17 protein-coding genes are annotated in these 24,215 nt (G+C 64.7%); 12 read left to right on the top strand and 5 right to left on the bottom strand.

Annotated features, from left to right (window positions below; genetic code table 11):
* Positions 1–42: 42 nt before the first annotated feature.
* A complete protein-coding gene (gene queF, locus JI59_RS06620) occupies positions 43–504 on the top strand; it encodes a preQ(1) synthase (RefSeq protein WP_007013551.1) in 462 nt (153 codons plus the stop codon).
* Here the strand turns inward: queF and JI59_RS06615 are convergent.
* Positions 501–773: a hypothetical protein gene (locus tag JI59_RS06615; protein WP_238532552.1), complete on the bottom strand. Its 273-nt coding sequence runs from the start codon at positions 771–773 to the stop codon at positions 501–503. The two genes, queF and JI59_RS06615, sit on opposite strands and share 4 nt — an antisense overlap.
* 324 nt (positions 774–1,097) lie before the next feature.
* Here JI59_RS06615 and JI59_RS06610 point away from each other — a divergent pair, with 324 nt between their 5' ends.
* Both JI59_RS06610 and JI59_RS06605 read left to right on the top strand, forming a co-directional pair.
* The gene (locus JI59_RS06610) at positions 1,098–2,663 is read left to right on the top strand and encodes a carbon-nitrogen hydrolase family protein (RefSeq protein WP_007013554.1); all 1,566 of its coding nucleotides are present in this window, start codon (positions 1,098–1,100) and stop codon (positions 2,661–2,663) included.
* Between the two features lie 16 nt (positions 2,664–2,679).
* Positions 2,680–4,461, top strand: a complete 1,782-nt coding sequence (locus JI59_RS06605) for an SLC13 family permease (protein WP_007013555.1) — start codon at positions 2,680–2,682, stop codon at positions 4,459–4,461.
* Positions 4,462–4,559: 98 nt separating this feature from the next.
* Here the strand turns inward: JI59_RS06605 and JI59_RS06600 are convergent, their stop codons facing one another.
* The gene (locus JI59_RS06600) at positions 4,560–5,870 is read right to left on the bottom strand and encodes a cyclic di-GMP phosphodiesterase (RefSeq protein ID WP_038575678.1); all 1,311 of its coding nucleotides are present in this window, start codon (positions 5,868–5,870) and stop codon (positions 4,560–4,562) included.
* Positions 5,871–6,082: 212 nt separating this feature from the next.
* Here JI59_RS06600 and JI59_RS06595 point away from each other — a divergent pair, with 212 nt between their 5' ends.
* Entirely contained in the window at positions 6,083–7,438 is a 1,356-nt protein-coding gene (locus JI59_RS06595; protein ID WP_038577153.1) for a GntP family permease, read from the top strand.
* Between the two features lie 170 nt (positions 7,439–7,608).
* Entirely contained in the window at positions 7,609–7,965 is a 357-nt protein-coding gene (locus JI59_RS06590; protein ID WP_052117851.1) for a PilZ domain-containing protein, read from the top strand.
* 7 nt (positions 7,966–7,972) lie between these two features.
* On the opposite strand, the gene JI59_RS06585 is transcribed toward JI59_RS06590, so the two are convergent.
* The 3 genes from JI59_RS06585 to JI59_RS06575 all read right to left on the bottom strand — a co-directional run bounded on the left by JI59_RS06585 (position 7,973) and on the right by JI59_RS06575 (position 12,786).
* Entirely contained in the window at positions 7,973–9,808 is a 1,836-nt protein-coding gene (locus JI59_RS06585; protein WP_007013560.1) for a DUF389 domain-containing protein, read from the bottom strand.
* 2 nt (positions 9,809–9,810) lie between these two features.
* Positions 9,811–11,088: a cation:proton antiporter gene (locus JI59_RS06580; protein WP_007013561.1), complete on the bottom strand. Its 1,278-nt coding sequence runs from the start codon at positions 11,086–11,088 to the stop codon at positions 9,811–9,813.
* An 84-nt stretch (positions 11,089–11,172) separates the two neighbouring features.
* Positions 11,173–12,786: an alpha-amylase family glycosyl hydrolase gene (locus JI59_RS06575; RefSeq protein WP_038577150.1), complete on the bottom strand. Its 1,614-nt coding sequence runs from the start codon at positions 12,784–12,786 to the stop codon at positions 11,173–11,175.
* A gap of 212 nt (positions 12,787–12,998) precedes the next feature.
* On the opposite strand from JI59_RS06575, the gene JI59_RS06570 reads away from it, so the two are divergent.
* The 7 genes from JI59_RS06570 to JI59_RS06540 all read left to right on the top strand — a co-directional run bounded on the left by JI59_RS06570 (position 12,999) and on the right by JI59_RS06540 (position 24,089).
* The gene (locus JI59_RS06570; RefSeq protein WP_420798900.1) at positions 12,999–15,446 is read left to right on the top strand and encodes a glycogen/starch/alpha-glucan phosphorylase; all 2,448 of its coding nucleotides are present in this window, start codon (positions 12,999–13,001) and stop codon (positions 15,444–15,446) included.
* Positions 15,443–17,617 (top strand): 1,4-alpha-glucan branching protein GlgB, encoded by a 2,175-nt coding sequence (glgB, locus tag JI59_RS06565; RefSeq protein WP_007013564.1) that lies wholly within the window; start codon positions 15,443–15,445, stop codon positions 17,615–17,617. Before JI59_RS06570 ends, glgB begins: the two co-directional genes overlap by 4 nt.
* Before the next feature lie 15 nt (positions 17,618–17,632).
* Positions 17,633–18,895 (top strand): glucose-1-phosphate adenylyltransferase, encoded by a 1,263-nt coding sequence (gene glgC, locus JI59_RS06560; protein ID WP_081473984.1) that lies wholly within the window; start codon positions 17,633–17,635, stop codon positions 18,893–18,895.
* Positions 18,896–18,899: 4 nt separating this feature from the next.
* Complete coding sequence (gene glgA / locus JI59_RS06555; protein WP_007013566.1) at positions 18,900–20,369, top strand: glycogen synthase GlgA; 1,470 nt, start codon at positions 18,900–18,902, stop codon at positions 20,367–20,369.
* Positions 20,366–22,171 carry a glycogen debranching protein GlgX gene (gene glgX / locus JI59_RS06550; RefSeq protein ID WP_038575676.1) on the top strand — a complete coding sequence of 602 codons (1,806 nt, stop codon included), beginning with the start codon at positions 20,366–20,368 and terminating at the stop codon, positions 22,169–22,171. Before glgA ends, glgX begins: the two co-directional genes overlap by 4 nt.
* A 129-nt stretch (positions 22,172–22,300) precedes the next feature.
* Complete coding sequence (locus JI59_RS06545) at positions 22,301–22,879, top strand: ANTAR domain-containing response regulator (protein WP_038577145.1); 579 nt, start codon at positions 22,301–22,303, stop codon at positions 22,877–22,879.
* A 1-nt stretch (position 22,880) separates the two neighbouring features.
* Positions 22,881–24,089, top strand: a complete 1,209-nt coding sequence (locus tag JI59_RS06540) for a CmpA/NrtA family ABC transporter substrate-binding protein (protein ID WP_007013570.1) — start codon at positions 22,881–22,883, stop codon at positions 24,087–24,089.
* Positions 24,090–24,215: the final 126 nt, after the last annotated feature.

Here is a 24,215-nt window from a genome sequence, read left to right as displayed (position 1 = left end):
ATCAGGCTTGTCATCGCGGCGCGTTCGGGTCATGGCCGGGGCATGAGCGATACACCCGCGAACCCCCTTCACCTTGGCCAGCAGAGCGCGCTTCCCGCGTCTCCGACCGAAGCGGTGCTGGACTATGTGCCCAACCCGCGCGCCGGTTCCCTGTACATGGTCCGCTTTGCCGCGCCGGAATTCACTTCCTTGTGTCCGGTCACCGGTCAGCCCGATTTCGCACATCTCGTGATCGACTATGCGCCTGGCGAGACCATCGTGGAATCGAAGAGCCTGAAGCTCTTTCTCGGCTCCTTCCGCAATCACAGCGGCTTTCACGAAGACGTCACGGTCGGGATCGGCCAGCGCCTGTTCGCTGAGATGAAACCGCGCTGGCTGCGTATCGGCGGATACTGGTATCCGCGCGGCGGCATACCCATCGACGTCTTCTGGCAGTCGGGCGCGGTACCCGATGGCCTCTGGGTTCCCGATCAGGGCGTGCAGAGCTACCGCGGGCGCGGTTAAAGCCCCGCAGCGGCGAAATTCACGCCGTTGACGCGGCGCAGGTCAACCTTGCCGCCACCCAGCATCGAGAGCTGCCTGCTCGACAGGCACTGGGCGTAGACGGTGGGATATTCGGCGCGCATGGCGGCGTCGCTGCCCAGCGCTTCGTCGAGCCTGGCCGTGCATTGCGCGCGGGTCTGATAGGTTTCCACCGGCATGCGGAGGCGTTCGCAGGCGCTGCCGTCGTCGCTGCAGCCGAACAGGGCGAGGGCGATCAGTGTAGCACTCATGCCTATGTCTCCTTTCATCAGAAATAACGGAGCGGATGCGTAAAAGTATCCCGATCCGGGCAAGAAAATTGCGATCCCCGAAAAAACATTGCCGTTGAGGGCGTTGGTTCCGGGGGCGCATTGCAACTTGCAACGCGCATCCTATCTGTAGGCGGGAACTGCGGGCCGCGATGTGGGCAATGCCCCATGGTCGCGCGTGAGAAATGCCACACCTCGCAACTGCATCTTGCCGCGGGAGCCTCGATGGCGCGGTCCGCGGATTTTTTCCTTTCGATGCAATAGACACTGGAACCCGGCGCGCGGCTGCGCGTAAGAAGGCGGCACATGGATCATACCAAAGCAAGACTCATCATTCGCCCAGCGACGGTTGCCGATGCTCCGGCCATCGCGCGGTTGTCCATCAAGGTCTATGGCAAGGCCGACTCCTTCACCCGCGCCGAAATCCGCGGCCAGCTCATCAACTTTCCCGAAGGCCAGTTCGTCGCCGAGTACGAAGGCAAGATCGTCGGCCACTGCGCGACGATGATCGTCAGTGCCGATCTCGCGTTCAAGCCGCATACCTGGGAAGAGATCAGCAACGGCGGCTATGGCCGCCCGCCGGCCGTGGACGGTGATGTCCTCTACGGTTTCGAGGTCTGCGTCGATCCCGACTTCCGCCGCCTGCGCATCGGCCAGCGCCTGTACCGCAAGCGCAAGGAACTGTGTCAGCATTTCGAGCTGAAGGGCATCGCCTTTGCCGGGCGCATGCCCGGCTACGCGCGCCGCCGCCGCCAGTATCCCAACCCGGCCGATTACGTGCAGGCCGTGCGGGAGAAGAAGGTCCGCGACCAGGTCATCCTGTTCCAGATGAACGAAGGGTACGAGCCGCGCGGAATCATGCCGGACTACATTCCCAACGACAAGGAATCGGGTGGCTTCGCGGTCCTGATGTACTGGACCAACCCGCTGGCACCGCGCGATACCGGCAAGGCCTTGCCTGGCCTGAAGGAGCGCGTGCCCAGTTCGGTGCGGGTTGCCACCGTCCAGTTCATGATGCGCAAGATCGAGACGATCGACCAGTTCGAGGAACAGGTCGAGTACTGGGTCGACGTCGCTTCGGATTACGAGTCCGACTTCGTGGTCTTCCCCGAGCTGTTCACGCTCGAACTTCTCTCCATTGAGGAGAAGAAGCTGCAGCCGGCCCAGGCGATCGAGAAAGTCGCTACTTATACGGACCGTTTCGTCGAGTTCATGTCGCGCATGGCGGTAAGCTACAACGTCAACATTGTCGGCGGCTCGCACCCGACCAAGGTGAAGCGCGCAGGCGGTGGCAGCGAGATCCGCAATATCGGCTATACCTTCCTGCGCGACGGTGCAGTGCACGAATCGGAAAAGCTCCATCCCACGCCCTCGGAGCGCAGGTGGTGGAACATCCAGGGCGGCTACGGCGCCAATGTCATTCCCACCGACTGCGGCCCGATCGGGGTCATGATCTGTTATGACAGCGAGTTCCCGGAACTGGCGCGGCATCTCGTCAATCAGGGCGCGCTCATGCTCTTCGTGCCGTTCTGCACCGACGAGCGGCGCGGCTTCCTGCGCGCGCACTACTGCTGCCAGGCCCGCGCGGTCGAGAACCAGGTTTACGTCGTGACCTCGGGCGTCGTCGGCAACCTGCCGAACGTCGAGAACATGGACGTCCACTATGCCGAGAGCGCGATCCTGACACCTTCGGACTTTCCGTTCTCGCGCGATGGCGTGGCGGCCCATGCTCCCGCCAACACTGAGACAATCGCAATTGCCGATCTATCGCTCGATTCCCTGCTGACCGCGCGTCAGTCGGGAACCGTCCAGAACCTGCGCGACCGCCGCTTCGACCTTTACCGGGTCGAGTGGACGCAGCAGCAGGCCTGAGGGCGGGGGACCCGCAATGGCCTTGCCAGACCTCCACGCCTTCGGCGCGATGTTCATCGCGCTGGGGATGTTCTACGGCTTTGCCAACGGCACCTTGCGCGTGGAAATCGTTTCGCTGCTGACGATCGGTTCGATCGCGCTCCTGCTCTACGTCCTGCCGATGCCGGGGCAGGACAAGTATGCAGGACTGGCGCTCGCCTTCGAGGGGTTCGGGCACTACGCGCTGGTGACGATCTGTTCGCTGATGATCCTTGGGCGGGGGCTGGTGGTAACCGGCTCTCTCGATCCCGCGGCGCGGGCACTGGCCCGGATCTGGCAGTACAACAAGTCGCTGGGGCTGCTGCTGACCGTGGTCATGTGCATGTTCCTCTCGATGATCATCAACGACACTCCGGTGCTGGTGCTGATGATCCCGATCCTGGCCCAGATGGCGGGACGCGGGGGAATGCCGGCCTCCAAGACGCTGATCCCGGTCAATGCCGCGATCCTGATCGGCGGCATGGCGACGACCATCGGCACCTCGACGAACCTGCTGGTCGTCTCGATCGCGCAGGACCTTGGGCTCAGGACGCTTACGGTGTTCCACTTCACCCCGATTGTCCTGTGCGCAATGGTCTTCGCGCTGCCCTACATCTGGCTGGTGATGCCGCGGTTGCTGCCCGACAACACCAAGGCCGTCGCGGTCGAGAGCCGCACGTTTCTTGCCAAGTTGCGGGTCGAGGGCGATTCGCCGATGCGCGGCAAGACCATCGAGGAAGTGCGCGGCAACGTACCTGCCGGGGTGAGCGTCTGGCTGCCGGTCGGCGCGAACGGCTCGGTCGACCGCCGGGTCATGGCCTCGGGCACGCTGGAAGACTTGCAGGAAGCCGCCCGCAAGCTCTCCGCCAAGCTGGCGCCGACCTGGCTGCTGGAGCGCATTCGTGCCAATTCCAGCCGCACCGGCGACGATCTGATGGTCGCCGAGATGATCATTGCGCCCGACAGCCGCCTGATCGGCCTGACGCCCAAGACGGCAGGCTTCGTCGGCGTGGCGCTGCTGGGCATCCACCATGCCCGCCAGCCGTTCCGCGATACCCGCCTGCATTCGCCCGACGCACCCATGATGGAAGGCGACGTTCTTCTCGTCATGGGAATGGCCGGCGATCTGCGCCGCTTTGCGGAGAGCGACGGCCTGCTGCAGCTGGAAGGCGGGCAGGAAGTGACCCGTTCCACCAAGGCACCGGTTGCGCTGGCGATCATGGCCGGTGCTGTCGGCCTTGCCAGCGTCGGTCTCGTGCCCATCGCGATTTCCTCGTTGGCCGGTGCGATCCTGATGTTCGTGACGGGGTGCGTACGCTTCGAGAGGGTGGGGCGGGCGCTGTCGGCGCAGGTCATCGTCCTTGTCGCCGCCTCGATTGCGCTCGGCAAGTTCATCCTCGTCTCGGGCGCCGCGGCATGGATGGGCGGACTGCTGGCAAGCGGCCTGCAGTACTTGCCTCCCGCAGGCGTTCTGGCCGCGATCATGGTCTTCGTCACCATGCTCACCAACTTCGCCTCGAACACCGCGGCAGCGGCGGTGGGCACCCCAATCGCCTTCAACATCGCCAGCCAGCTCAACCTGCCGCCCGAGCCGCTGGTGCTGGCGGTGCTGTTCGGCTGCAACCTGTGCTACGCGACCCCGGTCGCCTACCAGACCAACATGATGATCCTGACCGAGGGCGACTACCGTTTCGCGGACTACTTGCGCTCGGGCATCCCGCTGGTGCTGATCATGGTCGCCGCGCTCTCGACGACGCTGGTTTACTGGTACGGAATCTAGGCGCCAGACACCGCCTGACTGCCTGTCATCCCGGAGCTACCTGTTATCCCGGACGGGGCCGGGGCGACGGGCAGTTGCGCAATCGCGGCGCCTGCGTCCTAGCCCTGAGGGGCCTTTCCGGTCAGGATCTGCTCGCGCAGTTCCTCCACCGGGGGCAGGCCCAGACCGTCCAGCGATTCCACGCCGATGATCGCGTCCTCGCCGAAGCAGTTGGACAGCACGATCGTCTTGGGCACAATGCGCTTGCGGTTCGCCAGCGAGTAGAAAGTGCGCACCGTCGGCGCGGCGGGCTCTTCCGGGTTCTGGTCGATGACCATGGCGATCCGTTCAGAGCGCAGCAGCACGAACGAGCCGACCGGATAGACGCCCAGCGCCTCGACGAAGCGGTCCAGCACTTCACCGTCGAACACGTCGCGCATCTCGATCAGTTCCTGCATGGCATTGGCAGGGTCCGCCGCATGCCCGTTGAGCATGCCCGAGACGATGTGGTCGTACGTGTCGCAGACCGCAGCCATGCGTGAGAGAAGGTCGACCTGCGAGCCGGAGAGGTTTTGCGGAAAGCCGGTTCCATCCAGCCGTTCATGATGGCGCATCACCGCGTTCAGCACGTCCTCTGGAACTTCTCCTGCCGCTTCGAGCAGGTCCTTGCCGATGTAGGGATGGCGATGCCAGACGTCGCTGGGGATCGCGCTGATGCCGCCCGCGTGGGGATCGATGTTGACGTAGAGCCGGCTCACGCCGACGTCGAGCAGCAGCCCGGCCATCCCGGCATTGCGCGTATCGTTGGGTGAAAGCTTCATCTGCCGGGCCAGCGAGATCATCAGCGCACTGACCGAAAGCATGTGCTGGTAGATCGTCTCGCTTTCAGCCTTGCACCGCATGAGCCCGGAAAAGGCGTAGGGATTGCGTTGGATAGAGGCGTAGATGTCCTCCACGACGGGAGCCACTTCGGCGACCCTCGGCGCCTTGCCGAGCCGTGCCTCGAGGAAGACCTTGGAAATGACCTTGCGGGCCTTGCCTGCAGTCTGGCGTGCCTTGCCGAATTCGCGCGCCACAGGGACCGGGCCGGATCGGAAGGCCGCGGAATTGCCGCCTGCCGCCTGCGCAAGGGCCGGAGCCGGGCGCGGCATGGTGCGCCGTTCGAACTGCCGGGCCTGCATGGTGCCGTTCGGGCGCGGCGCGGAGGTGATGGTCGCTGCGGCCTGGTCCTCGTTCGCAGGCACGTCGATTCCGCGATCGGTGTCGATGATGATGGCGTCCAGCTTGCTCGCGCGCAGGGTCTCCAGCCTGTCCTCGTCGGCCACGACGAACCTGGCTTTCCAGAAGGGATGGCTCAGCCAGTTGCCCTGAAAACCGTGAATGAACATTCCCAGTTCGACCTGGGAGGTGGAAATTTTCTTTAACGCCATGCGACCGCCAAGTTTTGTCAGTAGCCGCAGGTTACGGGTCATAGCGTTAAAAGAGGTTGCGGTTTCTTTGGGTAACAGTCGTTTAACCAACCGACACATTGCTGCATGGACAAGCCTCGCCAGGCCCTGCAACATGACGACATCACACGATAAATCCGCAAGGGATGCGCGTGTTTGCCGAAGATGCGCAATGCTTGGGGGAGGATGAGGTCTTGATCAGTGCCATCGGTCTTGCAGGAGCCCTGATTCTGCTGATCTGGATGACAGTACGGGGCGTGAACATCCTCCTTGCCGGGCCCGTTGCCGCCGCAATCGTCGCGTGGACGAGCGGGCTGGCGTGGTTGCCCCCGCTCGCTACCGAAGGCGCGCCGGACTTTGCGACCGCCTACATGAAGGGCTTCACTGGCTTTTTCGGCGACTGGTTCCTGATGTTCCTGCTGGGCGCGATCTTCGGCGAAGTCATGAGCGCCAGCGGTGCGGCGGCCAGCGTGGCGCACTGGGTCGTCAGGAAAATCGGCATCTGCCACGCCGTGCTCGCGGTCGTCGCGGCCTGTGCCATCCTCACATATGGAGGCGTGTCGGTCTTTATCGTCGGCTTCGCGGTCTATCCCCTGGCCGTCCACCTGTTCCGCGAGGCAGACATGCCGCGCCGCTTCATCCCCGGTGCGCTGTGCTTCGGTTCGGTGACCTTCACGATGACGAGCGCGGGTTCTCCCGAGATTCAGAACCTGATCCCGATGCAGTACCTGGGCACCGACGCCTATGCCGGCTGGCAGGTCAGCCTCGTCGTCGCAGTCATGATGGCTGGGCTGGGCTATTTTCTGCTCGATCGCATGGTGAAGCGGGCCGTGGCGCGCGGCGAACGCTTCGAAAGCAGGCCAGGTGACGATGTCAGCTCGGCAGACCGCCACTTGCCGCATCCGCTGCTGTGCATCCTGCCGCTTGTCGCCGTGCTCGGCGTGTTCATGCTCTTCCAGTATCCGCAGGCCATCGCCGGCCTCGCGGCGCTTCTGCCCCGGGAGTCGCTGGGCAAGTGGGCGCTGATCGTCGCGCTGGGCGCAGGTACGGCTATCGCGGTCCTGATCGGGCTGCGCTCGCGCGGGGCGATGCCCGCCGCATTTTCGCGCGGGGCGACCGGCGCGGTCGTCGCGATCACCAATACCTGCGCGGTCGTCGGCTTCGGGGCCGTGGCATCGCTGTCGCCCGCATTTCAGGCGGCGCTCGATGCCGTCCAGCACATGCCGGGCGATCCGCTTATCGGCGCAGCCATCGCGGTGACGGTGATTGCGGGGCTTACCGGCTCCGCTTCGGGCGGCCAGTCGATCGCGCTGCCCTTGCTGGCACCCGGCTATCTGGCCATGGGCGCGGATCCCTCGCAGCTTCACCGTACCGTCGCCATTGCCAGCGGCGCGCTCGATAGTCTGCCGCACAACGGCTACGTGGTAACGACGATCCGGGCGATCTGCGGCGAGACCCACCGCGACGCCTATCCCGCCGTGGGCCTGCTCACCGTTGTGGTGCCGACGATCGGCCTTGTCCTGGCGATCGCGCTTTTTGCCATAAGCTGACCGGAACGGCCGGAATGTCCGCCGGAGGTCTGCCACATTCGTGCAATCCTGAGGGTGAACTCAGGGGCTGCCCTTATTAACCTTGTTTCGCCGGTGCCGTCCTAGTCGAGCATGAGCCGGACGAGGGGTTGCATCGTACCGGCCGAGAGAATCGCGTCGGAGTTTCACGAATGCAAGAGAGTCACCGCGCATCGCGTCAGGCAGAACGGTTGTCCATCATGGTCCCGGCCGTCTGCCGCCTGCGCAACGGGTTCCGCGACCATGTGATGGTCTATGACATCTCCATCGGCGGTTGCCGGATCAAGAGCTGCGCAGTGAACTTGCGCGTGGGAGACATCGTCGTCGTTCGGCCGGAAATGCTCGAAGGGCTGGGCGGCGAAGTGCGCTGGGTCAATGGCCGGGAAGCCGGGATCCGTTTTGTCCAGCCGCTCTACGCCCCGGTCGTCGAGCACTTGCATCGCAATCACCGAACATTCCTGACATCGGTCCGCAATTCGGCATCGCCGCCGCTGCGGATGATTGCCTGAAGGCGGCCTATCGCGCCGGAGCCTGCTGGGCGGCGGCCTGCTCAGCCGCGGCTTCTTCCGCCGCCTTTTGCGCCGCAGCGCGCGCGGCTTCGGCGGCCTGCTGAGAAGGGCTTTGCCCATAGACCCTGACTGTGGCCGTGGGCACCTGTGCTTCGCCTTCCTTGTCCTTTGCCTGCTTCGGCATCGCCGTTTCCTTCGGCATTGCGGAGGCTGCGAGGGCCGGGACGAGATGCTGGACCTGCACTTCGATCCCGGCGTCCGAGAAGAACTTCACCAGGGCGCCTAGGTGTTCCTCATCTTCGCTTGAAACCGAAACCCTGGCCATGCCCCAGCGCTGGAGCGCCCATAGCGCCAGATCGGCGGAAATCGCGCCTTCCGGGTGCTTCCTGCCGTTCTCGCCTGACAGGGCAACGTCCATGACGGCCTGTGCCGGCGGCACGATCCGGACTGTCCAGCCCTGCGTCTCCTTGCTCGCAGCCTGTTCGGTCGTGCGATAGTCCGCCAGGGTCCAGCCGGGCGCGGGGATCGGTTCGACATAGACCATCCGCTGGGCGCGGTCGCTCCATACCGAGCGCGTGGGCAGGCCCACGCTCTGGCGGATGGCATTGAACGGCGGGACGTCTGCCGCGATGCCGGCCGCCGTGCGCTCCATCGCCGCATCGACCATGGCTCGGGTCTGGGCCTGCACGTCGGCGGCCAGAACCTGCTGCAGGTTGATAGTCACCTCGTCGCCCAGGGCCTTGCGGATCAGCTCCTCGGCGGAGGCTTCGGCATTGGTCGTATAGCTGCGGGCGATCACGAGGGCGTCGACCGAGGGCGCGCTGAACACGCCGGATTTGACGTCGAGCTGGGCAATGGTGACGCCCTTGGTGCCGCAAGCCTGCAGGATCGCGGCCCGCGCGGCGGTGCGGATCTTGGCCTCGGTCGACAGCTTCATCAGCGTCATCGACAGCGGCGTGCCGAGGGCGAGGAAGGCCGCGACGAGGATGGTCACGTAACGCGGCGTCCATTCGACTTTGCCGAAGGGACGGGCAGCCCCGGATAGCCGCGCGATGAGCGCGAATGCGAAAGTGATCGCGGCAAGGTTGGTCAGGAACAGGAGCAGCGCGCCCATCGCGAACATCGGCTGGAACACGCCGATGCCGTAGCCGATGACGGTCAGCGGCGGCATCAACGCGGTGGCGATGGCAACGCCGATGGCAGTACCCCCCTTGCCGATCACCGTCGAGTAGCCGCCGGCAATCCCCGAAAACAGCGCGATGGCGAGGTCGAGCAGGTTGGGTTCGGTGCGCGCGAGGATCTCGGGCGTGGCGTTGCGGATCGGCGAAAGCCATGTCAGCAGCATTCCGGTAAGGATGCCAATGGCCGCGCCCACCGCCACCACCTTGGCCGCGTCGCGGATGCGATGGCCGTCGAGCGAGGCGAAGCCGAAGCCCATCGAGGCGATCGGCGCCATCAGCGGCGAGACGAGCATCGCGCCGATCACGACAGCAGTCGAGGATTGCAGCAGGCCGAGCGTGGCAATGCCTGCGGCGAGGGCGGACATCAGGATATAGCCGTTGGTCAGTTCCCCGTCCTTGCGCACGTGCTGGCGCAAGTCGTAGGCCTGATCCGGCGTCAATTGCGGCAACAGCACCGCGTGGGCCAGGCGCAGGCGCATGAGGTGCACGAATGCCTCGGCGCGGCGTATCCACATGGGCCGCTTCTTCCAGGCGGCTTCGACCCGGCTGGCGAATGCGGCGTTGGGTTCGCGTGCGTCGTGCGGGGAAGACCGGCCAGCGCCGGATGGGTTCGACTGACCCGGCAATGGGTCGTCGGGCATGGCCGTCGGGGTGTCGTTCATGGTCAGGCTTTCTGTGCCGGGGCCGTTGCCTGGCGGCTCCTGATGCGAGCGATCAGGCCGGAGATGGTGCTGCCCTGCGCGACGACCGCGAAGAGGACGACGATGTAGGTGACGACCAGCAGTTCGTCACGAATGACCGAGGCGGGCAGGGCCAGCGCGAGCGCCACCGAAATGCCGCCGCGCAGTCCGCCCCAGACCAGCGTGGGAAAGGCGAGCGGGCCCATGTCGATCATCCTCTTCATGGCTGCCAGCGGCACGCCGACCGCAATCATCCGGGCGATGAGCACGATCACGATCGCGCCGAGCCCGGCGAGGATATACGTGTTTTCGAATTCGAGGGCGATGACTTCGAGGCCGATCAGCAGGAACAGGACGGCGTTGAGAATCTCGTCGATCAGCGCCCAGAACTTGATGATGTAGTCGCGCGTCACGTCGCTCATGGCATGGGCGACACCGGCATTGCCGATGATCAGGCCGGCGACCGCCATCGCTACCGGTCCGCTGACATGGAGCGCCATGGCAAGACTGTAGCCGCCCATCACGACGGCAAGGCTGATCATTGCCTCGATGTTGTACTCGTCGATGGATTTCATCGCGACGTAACCGATCCAGCCGACCACGAGGCCCAGCACTGCGCCGCCCAGCGCCTCCTGCACGAAATGTCCGATGGCAAAGGACCAGCTGAAGGTCTCGGCGCCGGTCGCCAGCGAGACGAGGATGGTGAAGACGACGACGCCGATGCCGTCGTTGAACAGGCTCTCGCCCGCAACCGTCGCCTGCAGGGTTTCGGGCATCGCCGCGCGCTTCATCACCGCCATGACCGAAACCGGGTCGGTCGGCGATATCAGTGCGCCGAAGACGAGGCTCCACATCAGGGGCACGGTGAGGCCGAGCAGCATGGTAAGGTAGTGGAAGGCAAAGCCGACGATTGCCGTCGACAGGACCACGCCAACGGTGCTGAACACCAGGATCGGCCAGCGCCCCTTGCGCATGTTCGACCAGCTCACGTGCATCGCGCCGGCGAACAGCAGGAACGAGAGCATCCCTTCCATCAGGGTGGTGCTAAAGTCGATATCGCTGAGGAAGCGCCCGAATTTCTCGGCCATGCTGCTGCTGGGCACCAGCTTGTCGTAGGCGACGATCAGCAGCGAGGCGAGCGTGCCCATGACCGTCAGTCCGACGGTCGAAGGGAGCTTGAGAACGCGGTAGTTGAAGTAACCGAGCCCGGCAGCAAGGACGATGAGTATCGCGGCGGCGTCGAACGCGGTCAGGTCATGCATGGGTGGGACATTAGCCTGACCTGCAACGATTTCCTAGCTCGCCCGGACAGAAACGGCGGGCACCAGCGTTCACGCGCCGCCGCGTCAGCCCAGTTCCAGCCAGATCGAGCCGAAGCCGGGAAGGGCGCCGTCGCCGCCCCCGTTCACCAGCAGCAGCACTTCGCCCTGCGCCGCTTCGGGCAGTGCGACCGGCTCTTCGCCAAGGTTGAAGAGGCACAGGATGCGCGTTTCGCCCAGCGTGCGCTTGAACGACAGCAGGTTGCCTTGCGCCCGGCAATCGGTGAGATCGCCAAGCCGCAGCGCGGGATGGGCCTTGCGCAGCGCCAGGAGCCTGCGCGTGAATTGCAGGAGCGATTGCGCATCGTCTTCCTGCCGCGAGACCGCGCGTGAGAGGTTCTGCGGCGAGAGGGGCAGCCAGGGCGTGCCGGTGGTGAACCCGCCTTGCGCGCTTTCGTCCCAGGGCATCGGCGTGCGGGCCCCGTCGCGTGACAGTGTCAGCGGCCAGTTGGCGATTGCCTCCGGGTCCTGCAGCAGATCGTAGGGGATGGTGTCCTGTTCGAGGCCCAGTTCCTCGCCTTCGTAGATGATTGCATTGCCGCGCAGGGCGAGTAGCAGGGCCAGCTTGGTACGGGCGAAACGGGCCATGTCGCCTCCGGCGCACCAGCGCGAGACGGCGCGCGGTGCGTCGTGGTTCTCGAAAGCCCAGCTCGGCCAGCCGCCCGCTTCGTCCGGTCCTTCGGCCCAGCGCTCGAGCGTCGCGGCAACGACATCGGCGCTCAGCAGCGGGGCATATAGGAAGTCGAAGCCGTAGGCGCTGTTGAGGCGGTTCTCGCCCGCGGTATAGGCGCGCCGGTCGGCCTGCGGTTCGTCGCCGCCGATCTCGGCCACGGTATGGATCGCGCCCGCGCCATATTCGTCGCAAAGCGCGCGCAGCCTGTGCACGAAATGGACCATGTCTGGGTGCGACTGGCTGTAGGTCTTGAGCTGGAAATCGAAGGGCCGGGTCCGGACGCGGCCATCCTCTGGCGCAGGCGGATTGTCGCGCAGCAGCGGGTCGTGCATCGCGTGGTTCAGCGCATCGAGGCGGAAACCGTCGACTCCGCGGTCCAGCCAGAACCGCGCAACGTCCAGCACGGCCTGCTGCACCGCCGGTTCATGCATGTTGAGCTGCGGCTGCTCCTTGAGGAACGTGTGCATGTAGTACTGGCGGCGGCGGGCGTCCCAGGTCCATGCCGGGCCGCCGAACACGGATTGCCAGTTGCTCGGCGGTCCCCCGTCGGGCCGGGGATCGTGCCAGACGTACCAGTCGGCCTTGTCGCCTTCGCGCGAGGTGCGGCTCTCGGTGAACCACGGGTGCAGGTCCGAGGTATGGGCATAGACCTGGTCGATGATGACCTTGAGGCCCAGTTCGTGCGCGCGTGCGACCAGTGCGTCGAAGTCGGCGAGGGTGCCGAAGATCGGGTCGACATCGCAATAGTCGGCCACGTCGTAGCCGAAATCGCGCATTGGCGAGGTGAAGAAGGGCGAGATCCAGATGGCATCGACGCCCAGCGCAGCGACATGGTCAAGCCGCCGGGTGATTCCCGGCAGGTCGCCGATGCCGTCGCCATTCGAATCCTGAAAGCTGCGCGGGTAGATCTGGTAGATCACGGCGCCCTTCCACCAGGGCGTCGAATGGGCGGTCTCGGGCAGGCTCATGCGCACCTTTCGCGGCTGGGGGCTCAGCGCGAACATAGATCACCGATTGACGCTGCGCGCAAATTTTTTGCGGCACTGCACAATGGCTCTTGTAGAGCGGTGGGGCTGTGCTAGCCATGTATCGGAAGATTGGGATCGAGAGGAGGGTGTCGCCCCCGTATCGGCGATAATCGGTGCCGCATCCTGGCGCCTGAACGGGCGGCCCGGACGGCATGTTCAGGAGTGCGCCCGTGGCTACTGATCCTGTGCTCGATTCCAAGAACGCCTTCCAGTCGGAATTCGACGAACATATCGTCCGGGTCCTGCGTCACCGCATCGGCAAGGACGAGAAGGCGGCCAAGAAGCACGACTGGTACAATGCGTCGATCTATGCCCTGCGCGACGCCATTATCGACCGCTGGATCGAATCGACGCGCCGCACTTACGATGCCGGCGACAAGCGGGTGTACTATCTCTCGATGGAGTTCCTGATCGGGCGGCTGCTGCGCGATGCGCTGTCCAACATGGGCATGACCCGCCAGATGGAGCAGGCACTGCGGGCCCATGGGCTCGACCTTGCCGAGCTGGAAGAGCTGGAACCCGACGCGGCGCTCGGCAACGGAGGGCTCGGGCGCCTTGCCGCCTGCTTCATGGAAAGCCTCGCGACGCTGGACATTCCCGCTTACGGGTATGGCATCCGTTACGTGAACGGCATGTTCCGCCAGCGCATCAGCGACGGCTGGCAGGTCGAATTGCCCGAGACCTGGCTGGCCCACGGCAACCCCTGGGAATTCGACCGGATGGAATGTTCCTACCGGATCGGCTTCGGCGGCGAGGTCGTGGCCAAGGGCGACCACGTGACCTGGAATCCGGCCGAGGCGGTCGAGGCGACGGCCGTCGATACTCCGGTCGTCGGCTGGCGCGGCAAGCGGGTGAACACCCTGCGCCTGTGGACCGCGAGCCCGCTCGATCCGATCCGGCTCGATGCCTTCAATGCGGGCGACCACTTCGGCGCGCTGGAAGAGCAGGTGCGGGCCGACAGCCTCGTGCGCGTGCTCTATCCGGCTGACCAGACCCCGGCCGGGCAGGAACTGCGGCTGCGGCAGGAGTACTTCTTCACTGCGGCATCGGTGCAGGACATCGTGCGCCGGCACATGCAATACGAGAACGACATCCGGACCCTGCCGGAAAAAGCCGCGATTCAGCTCAACGATACGCACCCTTCGGTCGCGGTGGCCGAACTGATGCGCCTGTTCGTCGACGAACACGGGCTGGAGTTCAACGAGGCCTGGGCGCTGTGCCAGAAGACCGTTTCCTACACCAATCACACCCTGCTGCCCGAAGCGCTGGAATCCTGGCCGCTGCCGCTGTTCGAACGGCTGCTGCCGCGCCACATGCAGATCATTTATGCGATCAACAGCCGGGTCCTGCGCGAGGCGCGCAAGGCGGGCTGCGACGACGCGCAGATCGCGGCGATCTCGCTTATCGACGAAGGCGGAGAGCGGCGCGTGCGCATGGCCAACCTCGCCTTTGCCGGGGCCCATTCGATCAACGGCGTGGCCGCACTGCATACCGAACTGATGAAGGAGACGGTCTTTGCCGACTTGCACCGCCTTTATCCGGATCGGATCAACAACAAGACCAACGGCGTCACTCCGCGGCGCTGGTTGCAGCAGTGCAATCCCGGGCTGACCAAGGTCATCCGCGACGCGATCGGCGACGAATTCCTCGACGATGCCGCGAAGCTGACGGCCCTCAATGCCCTGGCCGGCGATGCCGCGCTGGGTGAGCGGATCGCCGAAGTGAAGCGCTCGAACAAGGTTGCGCTGTCCGACTACATCAAGCGCACCATGGGTATCCGCCTCGATCCCGATGCCCTGTTCGACGTCCAGATCAAGCGCATCCACGAATACAAGCGCCAGCTCCTGAACCTGATCGAGACGGTGGCGCTCTACGACCAGATCCGCAGCCATCCCGAGCGCGACTGGATTCCGCGCGTGAAGATCTTCGGCGGTAAGGCCGCGCCGAGCTATCACAACGCCAAGCTTGTCATCAAACTGGCCAACGACATCGCGCGCAGGGTCAACGCCGACCCGTCCGTAGGCGGGCTGCTCAAGGTTGTGTTCGTGCCCAACTACAACGTCAGCCTGGCCGAACGGATCATCCCCGCGGCCGACCTGTCGGAACAGATCTCGACTGCGGGCATGGAAGCCTCAGGCACCGGCAACATGAAGTTCGCGCTCAACGGCGCGCTGACCATCGGCACGCTCGACGGCGCCAATGTCGAGATCAGGGACCACGTCGGCGACGAAAACATCGTGATCTTCGGTCTCACTGCCGAAGATGTGGCGGAAAAGCGTGCCGATGGGTACAATCCGCGCGAAGTCATCGAAGGGTCGCGCGAACTGGGGCAGGCGCTTTCCGCCATCGCCTCGGGCGTGTTTTCGCCCGACGATCCGAACCGCTACACAGGCCTTGTCGGCGGCATCTACGACCACGACTGGTTTATGTGCGCGGCCGACTTCGATAGTTATGCTGCGGCCCAGCGTTCGGTCGACGCGCGCTGGGAGGACAAGGCCGGCTGGCGTGCGGCGGCGATCCGCAACATCGCCAATGTCGGCTGGTTTTCCTCTGACCGGACCATCTCGGAATATGCCAAAGACATCTGGAAGGTGATGTGAAGCCAACGAAGAGCGCCCTTGAATCCCTTCTTCTAGGTTCTCACGCCGATCCATTTTCGTTGCTTGGTCTGTATTCCGGTCCCACTGGCAGTTTCGCGCGGGCGATCCTGCCCGGGGCCGATACGGTCGAGGCCTTCAGTCTCGACGGCAAGGCTCTCGGCACGCTCGACAAGGTCGATGACCGCTGCCTGTTCGAAGGGGAACTGGCAGGCAAACCGCAGCCGGTGCGCTACCGCTGCAGCGCCGGCGAGCACGACTGGCTCGTCACAGACCCCTACAGCTTCGGGCCTGTGCTCGGCCCGCTCGATGACCTGCTGATCGCGGAAGGAACGCACCAGCGCCTGTTCGACAAGCTGGGCGCTCACATCATCGATCACCAGGGGGCGAGCGGCGTCCACTTTGCGGTCTGGGCGCCCAATGCCCGCCTCGTCAGCGTGGTAGGCGATTTCAACGATTGGGACCGTGCGCGCCATGTCATGCGCCATCGCAAGGACATCGGCGTCTGGGAGATCTTCATTCCCGACATCGGCGACTACCGCGCCTATAAATACCGCATCGTCGGGGCCGACGGCGCGGTGCAGCCGCTCAAGGCCGATCCCTTCGCCTTCATGGCCGAGATCCGCCCCAAGAGCGCCTCGATGACGGCGCACCCGGCCAAGCTGGACTGGGGCGACGAGGCGCATCGTGCGCACTGGGCCACGGTCGATCCGCGCAAGGTGCCGATCTCGATCTACGAAGTTCACGCCGGATCCTGGCAGCGCGACCAGTGGAACTGGTTTCTCAACTGGGATGAACTGGCCGACCGTCTCATCCCCTATGTTGTCGACATGGGCTTTACCCATATCGAATTCCTGCCGATCAGCGAGCATCCCTACGATCCCTCGTGGGGCTACCAGACGACCGGCCTGTTTGCGCCGACCGCCCGCTTCGGCGAACCGGCAGGCTTCGCGCGGTTCGTCGACGGGGCGCACCGCGCCGGGATCGGCGTGCTTCTCGACTGGGTTCCGGCGCACTTTCCCACCGACGAACACGGACTGGTCCGCTTCGACGGCACCGCGCTTTACGAGCACGAGGACCCCAGGCTCGGCTATCATCCGGACTGGAACACGCTGATCTACAACTTCGGCCGGCGCGAGGTGTCGAGCTTCCTTGTCAACAATGCGCTGTTCTGGGCCGAGCACTACCATGTCGACGGGCTGCGCGTGGATGCCGTCGCCTCGATGCTCTACCGCGACTATTCGCGCAAGGCGGGCGAATGGATACCGAACCAGCAGGGCGGGCGCGAGAACTGGGAAGCGGTGGACTTCCTGCGCGCCACCAACCGTGCGCTTTACGGAACGCATCCCGGCTTCATGACATTCGCCGAGGAATCCACCGCGTGGCCCGGCGTTACCCAACCCGCCTATGACGCCGAGGGCGGGGAACGGCCGACCGCGCTGGGCTTCGGCTTCAAGTGGAACATGGGCTTCATGCACGACACGTTGCAGTACATGAGCCGTGATCCCGTCCACCGGCGCTATCACCACCATGATATCACCTTCGGCCTGATGTACGCCTTCAGCGAGAACTTCGTGCTGCCGCTAAGCCATGACGAGGTGGTCCACGGCAAGGGGTCGCTGCTGACCAAGATGAGCGGCGACGACTGGCAGAAGTTCGCCAACTTGCGCGCTTATTATGCGCTCATGTGGGGATATCCCGGCAAGAAACTGCTGTTCATGGGGCAGGAGTTCGCCCAGCGCCGCGAATGGAGCGAGGAGCGCGCGCTCGACTGGGACTTGTGCGATGCTCCCGCCCATGAAGGCATCCGCAATCTGGTGAAGGATCTCAATCGCCTCTACCGCCAGAAGCCCGCGCTTCATGCCGGCGATTGCGACGCGGGCTGCTTTGAATGGCTCATTGTCGACGATGCCCAGAATTCGGTCTTCGCGTGGCTGCGCAAGGCGCGGGGCGCGAAGCCGGTTGCGGTGATATGCAACATGACCCCGGCGCTGCGCAGCGGATACCGCGTGCCCCTGCCGCACGAGGGCAAGTGGAACGAGATCCTCAACAGCGATTCCGCGCATTACGGCGGATCGGGCAAGGGGAACCTGGGTCAGGTGAAGTCTGAAGGCGGCGCGGCGACGGTGACCTTGCCGCCGCTGGGTACTATCATGCTCGAATATGCGGGCTGAAGCAGGAGAGGGGTGATGAGAAGTCCGATCGGTCAGCCGCTTGCGCGCGATGCCATGGCCTATGTCCTTGCCGGTGGGCGGGGCAGCCGTCTGGCGGAACTGACAGACAATCGCGCCAAGCCTGCGGTCTATTTCGGCGGGAAGACGCGGATTATCGACTTCGCCCTTTCCAATGCGATCAATTCGGGCATTCGCCGCATCGGCGTCGCCACGCAGTACAAGGCGCACAGCCTGATCCGCCACATGCAGCGGGCGTGGAACTTCATGCGCCCCGAACGCAACGAGAGTTTCGACATCCTGCCCGCCAGCCAGCGCATTTCCGAAATGCTGTGGTATGAAGGCACGGCCGATGCGGTGTTCCAGAACATCGACATCATTGCCGTCCACGGTCCGAAGTACATGGTCATCCTCGCCGGGGACCACGTCTACAAGATGGACTACGAGCTGATGCTGCAGCAGCACGTCAACTCGGGCGCGGACGTCACCGTCGGCTGTCTTGTCGTGCCGCGCATGGAGGCGACCGGTTTCGGCGTCATGCACGTGGACAAGGACGATCGCATCACCGCCTTCGTCGAGAAACCAGCCGACCCGCCGGGCATTCCCGGGCAGGAGGACATGGCGCTCGCTTCGATGGGCATCTACGTCTTCGAGACCGAATTCCTCTTCGAACAGCTGCGCCGCGATGCCGACGATCCCAATTCCAAGCGCGATTTCGGCGGGGACATCATTCCCTACATCGTCAAGCACGGGAAGGCGCAGGCCCACCGTTTCACGAATTCGTGCATTCGCGCGGCCGAAGAGATCGAGGAGTACTGGCGCGACGTCGGTACGGTGGATGCCTATTTCGAGGCCAACCTCGACCTTACCGATACTGTGCCAAAGCTCGACATGTACGATCGCGACTGGCCGATCTGGTCGGATGCGGTGGTCGCCGCGCCGGCCAAGTTCGTCCATGACGAGGAAGGGCGGCGCGGCATGGCGATCTCCTCGCTGATCTCCAACGACTGCATCGTCTCGGGCTCGACCGCGCGCCGGTCTCTGTTGTTCACCGGGGTCAAGATGGGCAGCTTTTCCAGCGTCGATGAAGCGGTGATCCTGCCGTACTGCAATATCGGCCGCAAGGCGCGGCTAAGCCGGGTCATCATTGATTCCGGCGTGCGTATCCCTGAGGGTCTCGTCGTGGGCGAGGACCCGGTTCTCGATGGCCGACGCTTCCGCCGGACCGAGAACGGGGTGTGCCTCATCACCAAGCCGATGATCGATCGACTGGGGCAGTAAAGGCGTGACGTTGAAAGTCCTGAGCGTCGCTTCCGAAGCGGTTCCGTTGATCAAGACGGGCGGTCTGGCCGACGTAGCCGGGGCGCTGCCGGGTGCCGTGGCCGATCACGATGTGGCGATGACGACCCTGCTTCCCGGTTACCCTTCCGTGCTCAAGGCCATGGCCCGGGCCAGGGCGGTGCACCAGTGGGATTCGCTGCTCGGTTCGCCGGCGCGGCTGTTGTCGGGCAAGATCGGCGCCAAGGGCGCAGAGCATCCGCTGCTGGTGCTCGATGCGCCCGAACTCTTCACGCGGGACGGGACACCGTACAGCGACGTTTCGGGCAAGGACTGGAACGACAACTGGCGGCGTTTTGCAGCGCTTGGCCGCGCTGCAGCCGATATTGCCGGGGGCGCCATGGTAAGGCGCGGCAAGCCGCAAGGCTTTGACCTCGTCCATGCGCACGACTGGCAGGCTGCGATGGCCTGCGCCTACCTTCGTTTCGCGCCCTATGGCGGTGCGCGCATCCCATCGGTGGTGACAATCCACAACATGGCCTTCCAAGGCTGGTTCGGCCGGGAGATCTTCGCGCAGCTCGGCCTGCCGCCCAGGGCCTGGACGATGGACGGCGTGGAGTATCACGGCGGCGTCGGCATGTTGAAGGCGGGGCTCGCCTCGGCCGATGCAGTGACCACGGTCAGCCCCACTTACGCGCGTGAGATCCGCTCCGGGACGTTCGGCATGGGGCTGGAGGGCCTGATCATCGCGCGCGGCAATGCGGTTTCGGGCATCCTCAACGGCATCGACACCGATGTGTGGAATCCCGCCACCGACAAGGCGCTGGCCTCTTCCTTCACGGCGCGCACGCTGGAGCGGCGCATGGCGAACAAGCGCGCGCTGGAAGCCGATTTCGATCTCGACGAGGACGATGGCCCGCTGTTCATCGTCGTCAGTCGCCTGACCTGGCAAAAGGGCATGGACGTCCTGCCCGAAGTGCTCGACCATCTCGTCGGCATCGGCGGCAGGTTGGCGCTGCTCGGCTCGGCCGATCCCCATATCGAACATCAGCTGTTCGAAGGCGCCGCGCGTCACCCCGGCCGGATCGGCATTCGCATCGGTTACGACGAGGACCTGTCGCACCGGATGCAGGGCGGGGGCGATGCGATCCTTGTGCCTTCGCGCTTCGAGCCTTGCGGGCTGACGCAGCTTTATGGCCTGGCTTATGGCTGCATCCCGGTTGTCTCGCGCACCGGCGGTCTGGCCGACACGGTGATCGATGCCAACCCGGCCGCGCTTGCCGCGGGCTGCGCCACCGGCATCCAGCATGACGGCGTGACCTACGATGCCCTGGCCGCCGCGCTGACCCGAACGGTCGATCTCTATCGCCAGCCCGAGGTCTGGCAGAAGATCCAGAAGAATGCGATGAAGTGCGACTTTTCCTGGAAGGCAAGCGGCAAGGCCTATGCCGACCTCTATCGTTCGCTGATCGCATGATCCCGCTCGGCGCGAGGGTTCGGGAAGGCACCACGCGTTTTGCGGTGCGCTCTCCGAGGGCCGAACGTGTCTGGTTGTGCCTGTTCACAGGCCGCAGGGAAACCCGCCATGAAATGGCGCGCGATGGCGAAGTCTGGACGCTCGAATTGCCGGAAGACCTGTCCGGCGCGCGTTATGGCTACCGTGCCGCAGGAAAGTGGGCGCCGGAGCAGGGCTGCTGGTTCGATCCTGCCAAGCTGCTGGTCGATCCTTATGCCGTGGAACTGGATCGCCGCTTCCGTCAGGATCCGCGTCTGGCTGCTTTCGGCAAGGATACCGCCGCCATCGTTCCCAAGGCGCGCGTTCCCGCGAGCCAGCCATCCGTGCCGGTCGAGGCGCCGCGCTTCGCCGCCGGCGGACTGGTTTACGAAATCAATGTGCGCGCCTTCACGATGCGCCATCCCGACGTACCCCGGCGCCTGCGCGGGACCGTGGCGGCGCTGGCGCATCCGGCGGTAGTGGCACACCTGAAAAAGCTCCATGTCACGGCTGTCGAACTGATGCCGGTAGTGGCGTGGATCGACGAGCGGCACTTGCCGCCGCTCGGCCTCGTGAACGCCTGGGGCTACAACCCCGTAGCCATGATGGCGCTCGATCCCGGCCTGTGTCCCGGCGGCGTGGCCGAACTGCGTAAGACAGTCGCGGCGCTTCATGCCGAGGGGATCGGCGTCCTGCTCGATCTGGTCTTCAACCATACCGGCGAAAGCGATGTCGAGGGCGGGGTGATCTCGCTGCGTGGTCTCGACGATGCGGTCTATGGCCGCGCACCGGACGGCGCGCTGATCAACGATTCCGGCTGCGGCAATACGCTCGACTGCGGCAATCCCGCCGTGCGCCGGATCGCGCTCGATGCCATGCGCCATTTCGTCAGTCAGTGCGGCGTCGACGGTTTTCGCTTCGATCTCGCTCCCATCCTTGCGCGCGGGCCGGGCTTCGATCCCGCCGCGCCGATCTTCGCCGAGATCGAGGACGACCCGCTGCTGTCGAGCCGGGTGCTGATCGCCGAGCCCTGGGATATCGGCCCGGGCGGCTACCAGCTCGCCAATTTTCCGGCGCATTGGCTGGAATGGAACGACCGTTTTCGCGACGACGTCCGCCGGTTCTGGCGCGAGGAGGAGGGCGTGGGCAAGCTGGCCACCCGGCTGGCAGGGTCTTCCGACATCTTCGGGCCGCACTGGCCCCATGCCGATTGCCGCTCGGTCAACTTTCTTGCCGCGCACGACGGCTTCACGCTGGCGGACACGGTTTCCTACGCGCACCGCCACAATGAGGCCAACGGCGAGGAGAACCGGGACGGGCACGGCGAGAACTACAGCTGGAACAACGGCGCCGAAGGACCGACGGACGATCCCCACGTGCTGGCAAGGCGCGCCCATGACCTGCGCGCGCTTCTCGGTACGCTGTTCGCCTCGACCGGGACGATCATGCTGACGGCGGGCGACGAATTCGGCCGCACCCAGCAGGGCAACAATAACGCCTATTGCCAGGACAACGAAATCGGCTGGATCGACTGGGAAAGCCGCGATCTCGCTCTGGAGGACCATGTCGCCCGGCTCTCGCTGGTCCGGGCGAAGCGGCGCGCATGGTTTGCGCGCTTTCCCGATACCGTCGCATGGCACAGGCTCGACGGCGAGCCCAAGTCCGTGGCCGACTGGGAGAACCCGCATAGCGAAGGGTTCGTCTACGAAGCGCGCGAACAGGACGGCGGCATTCGCGTGGAGGTGCGCCGCCATGATCGCGAAGTGCGCCTCGCCGCGATCTGAATCGGCCTGATCGGCACTCTACGCTTGCCATTCGGGCGCTTTGCCGCAATGAGCCGCATCCGCCCGGGGGGGCATCGAGCATCTGGCTACTTGCCAAACGGCGCTGCTGCGCTGCACAATGGGGTGATCATGCGAATTGCCGTCATCGACGAAAGCGCCGCGCGCGCCTCGATCATCCAGGAGGGGCTGGTCGCCCTGGATGATTGCGAGATCTTTGTCCTGACGGAGCGCCGGGGCCTGCTGGCGCGGATCGGCGAGATCAATCCCGACATCGTCCTCATGGACCTCGGCAACCCCTCGCGCGACGTGCTGGAAGAGTATTTCTCGGTGAGCAGGGCGCTCGACCGGCCGATCGCGATGTTCGTCGACGAGTCGGACGACGAATCCATTGCCGCTTCGGTGGAGGCAGGCGTCTCGTCCTACGTCGTCGACGGCCTGGCGCCCAACCGTATTCGGCCGATCCTCGATCTGGCAATCACGCGCTTCAATGCCTTTTCGCGCCTTCAGAACGACCTCGCCGCGGCCAAGGGCAAGCTGGCCGAACGCGAAACCATCGATGCGGCGAAGCGCATTCTGATGAACAGCAAGGGCTTGCCCGAACCGAAGGCCTATGCAGAACTGCGCAAGGCGGCGATGAACCAGGGCAAGCGCATAGTCGATATCGCCGAGGCCATTGTGACGGCCGACCGGCTGATGGGGGATCATTGACGTGAGTACCGAGCTGACCGTCGGCTTTTTGCCTCTGGTGGATGCGTGCCTGCCTATTCTGGCGAAGGAACATGGCTTTGCCGAGGAAGAGGGCGTCACGCTCTCGCTGGTGAAGGACATGAGCTGGGCGACCGTGCTCGACCGCCTGCTTTATGGCCACAGCGATGCCGCGCATCTCGTCGCTCCGCTGGCGATTGCCGCCACGCTGGGCCGCGGGCGTCCGGCGCAATCGCTTTCGGTGCCCTTTGTCCTCGGCCTCAACGGCAATGCCGTGACCTTGCGGCCCGAGATCGCCCGGATGGTCCGGCCTGAAGGGCAGATCGGCGATGCGGCCGAAGTGGGCGCGGCGCTCAAGACAATCGCCCAGGAACGCAAGGCCGCCGGCAAGCCGCTGACTTTCGGTGTCGTCCATCGCTATTCGAGCCATAACTACATGCTGCGTTACTGGCTGGCGGGCTGCGGTATCCGGCCCGACATCGACGTCGACATCACAACGGTTCCGCCGCCCTTCTGTGCCGATGCGCTCAAGCAGGGGGAAGTCGACGGAATTTGCGTCGGCGAGCCGTGGAATTCGGTTGCGGTCGAACAGGGCGCCGGCGAGATCGTGCTATCTACCGCGCAGATCTGGCGGCGGGGCGTGGAGAAGGTGCTGGCCCTGCGCGAGCAGGTTCTCGACGAGAAGCGCGAGGGCGTGCAGCGCCTGATCCGCGCCTTGTGCAAGGCCGGAGCGCACTTCGTGGATCCGGTCAACTGGGAACTCAATGCCGAGATTCTCGCGCGTCCGGAATATCTCGACGGATCGGCCGAACTGATCCGCCGCGCGATCTCGGACCAGTTGCTGATCGCGCGCGGGGGCGCCCTGATCCACTATCCCGATTTCATGTTCCAGTACCGCGAGGCGGCGAACTTCCCCTGGGTCAGCCAGGCGGAGTGGCTCTACACCCAGATGGTTCGCTGGGATAACGTGCCTTTCGATGCGCAGGATGCGCAAAGGGCGGCCCGCGTGTTCCGCCCCGACGTTTACCGCAGTGCACTCTTGGGCACGGGCGAGCCGCTGCCGGGAGCCAGTTCGAAGGTCGAGGGCAGCATCGAGACGTCCATGGTCGTAAGCACCCAGCAGGGTGCTATCCAGTTGGAACCGAACACGTTTTTCGACGGAGAGGTGTTCGATCCCAGCGACATCGAGGGCTATCTGTCCCGGCTGCCCTGAGCGAAAATTCGTTGTGCGGTGCAAAAAGGCCTTTACGCGAGCGGGGCGAATCGCTTAAACATCAAGTCACGCAGAACGGTCGGCTCCCAAGGACGGGAGCAACGCAAGATCGGACTGCGGGTATCA

The organism is Novosphingobium pentaromativorans US6-1 (genome assembly GCF_000767465.1).
Lineage (GTDB): Bacteria > Pseudomonadota > Alphaproteobacteria > Sphingomonadales > Sphingomonadaceae > Novosphingobium > Novosphingobium pentaromativorans.
This window is presented reverse-complemented; position numbering and strand designations above follow the sequence as displayed.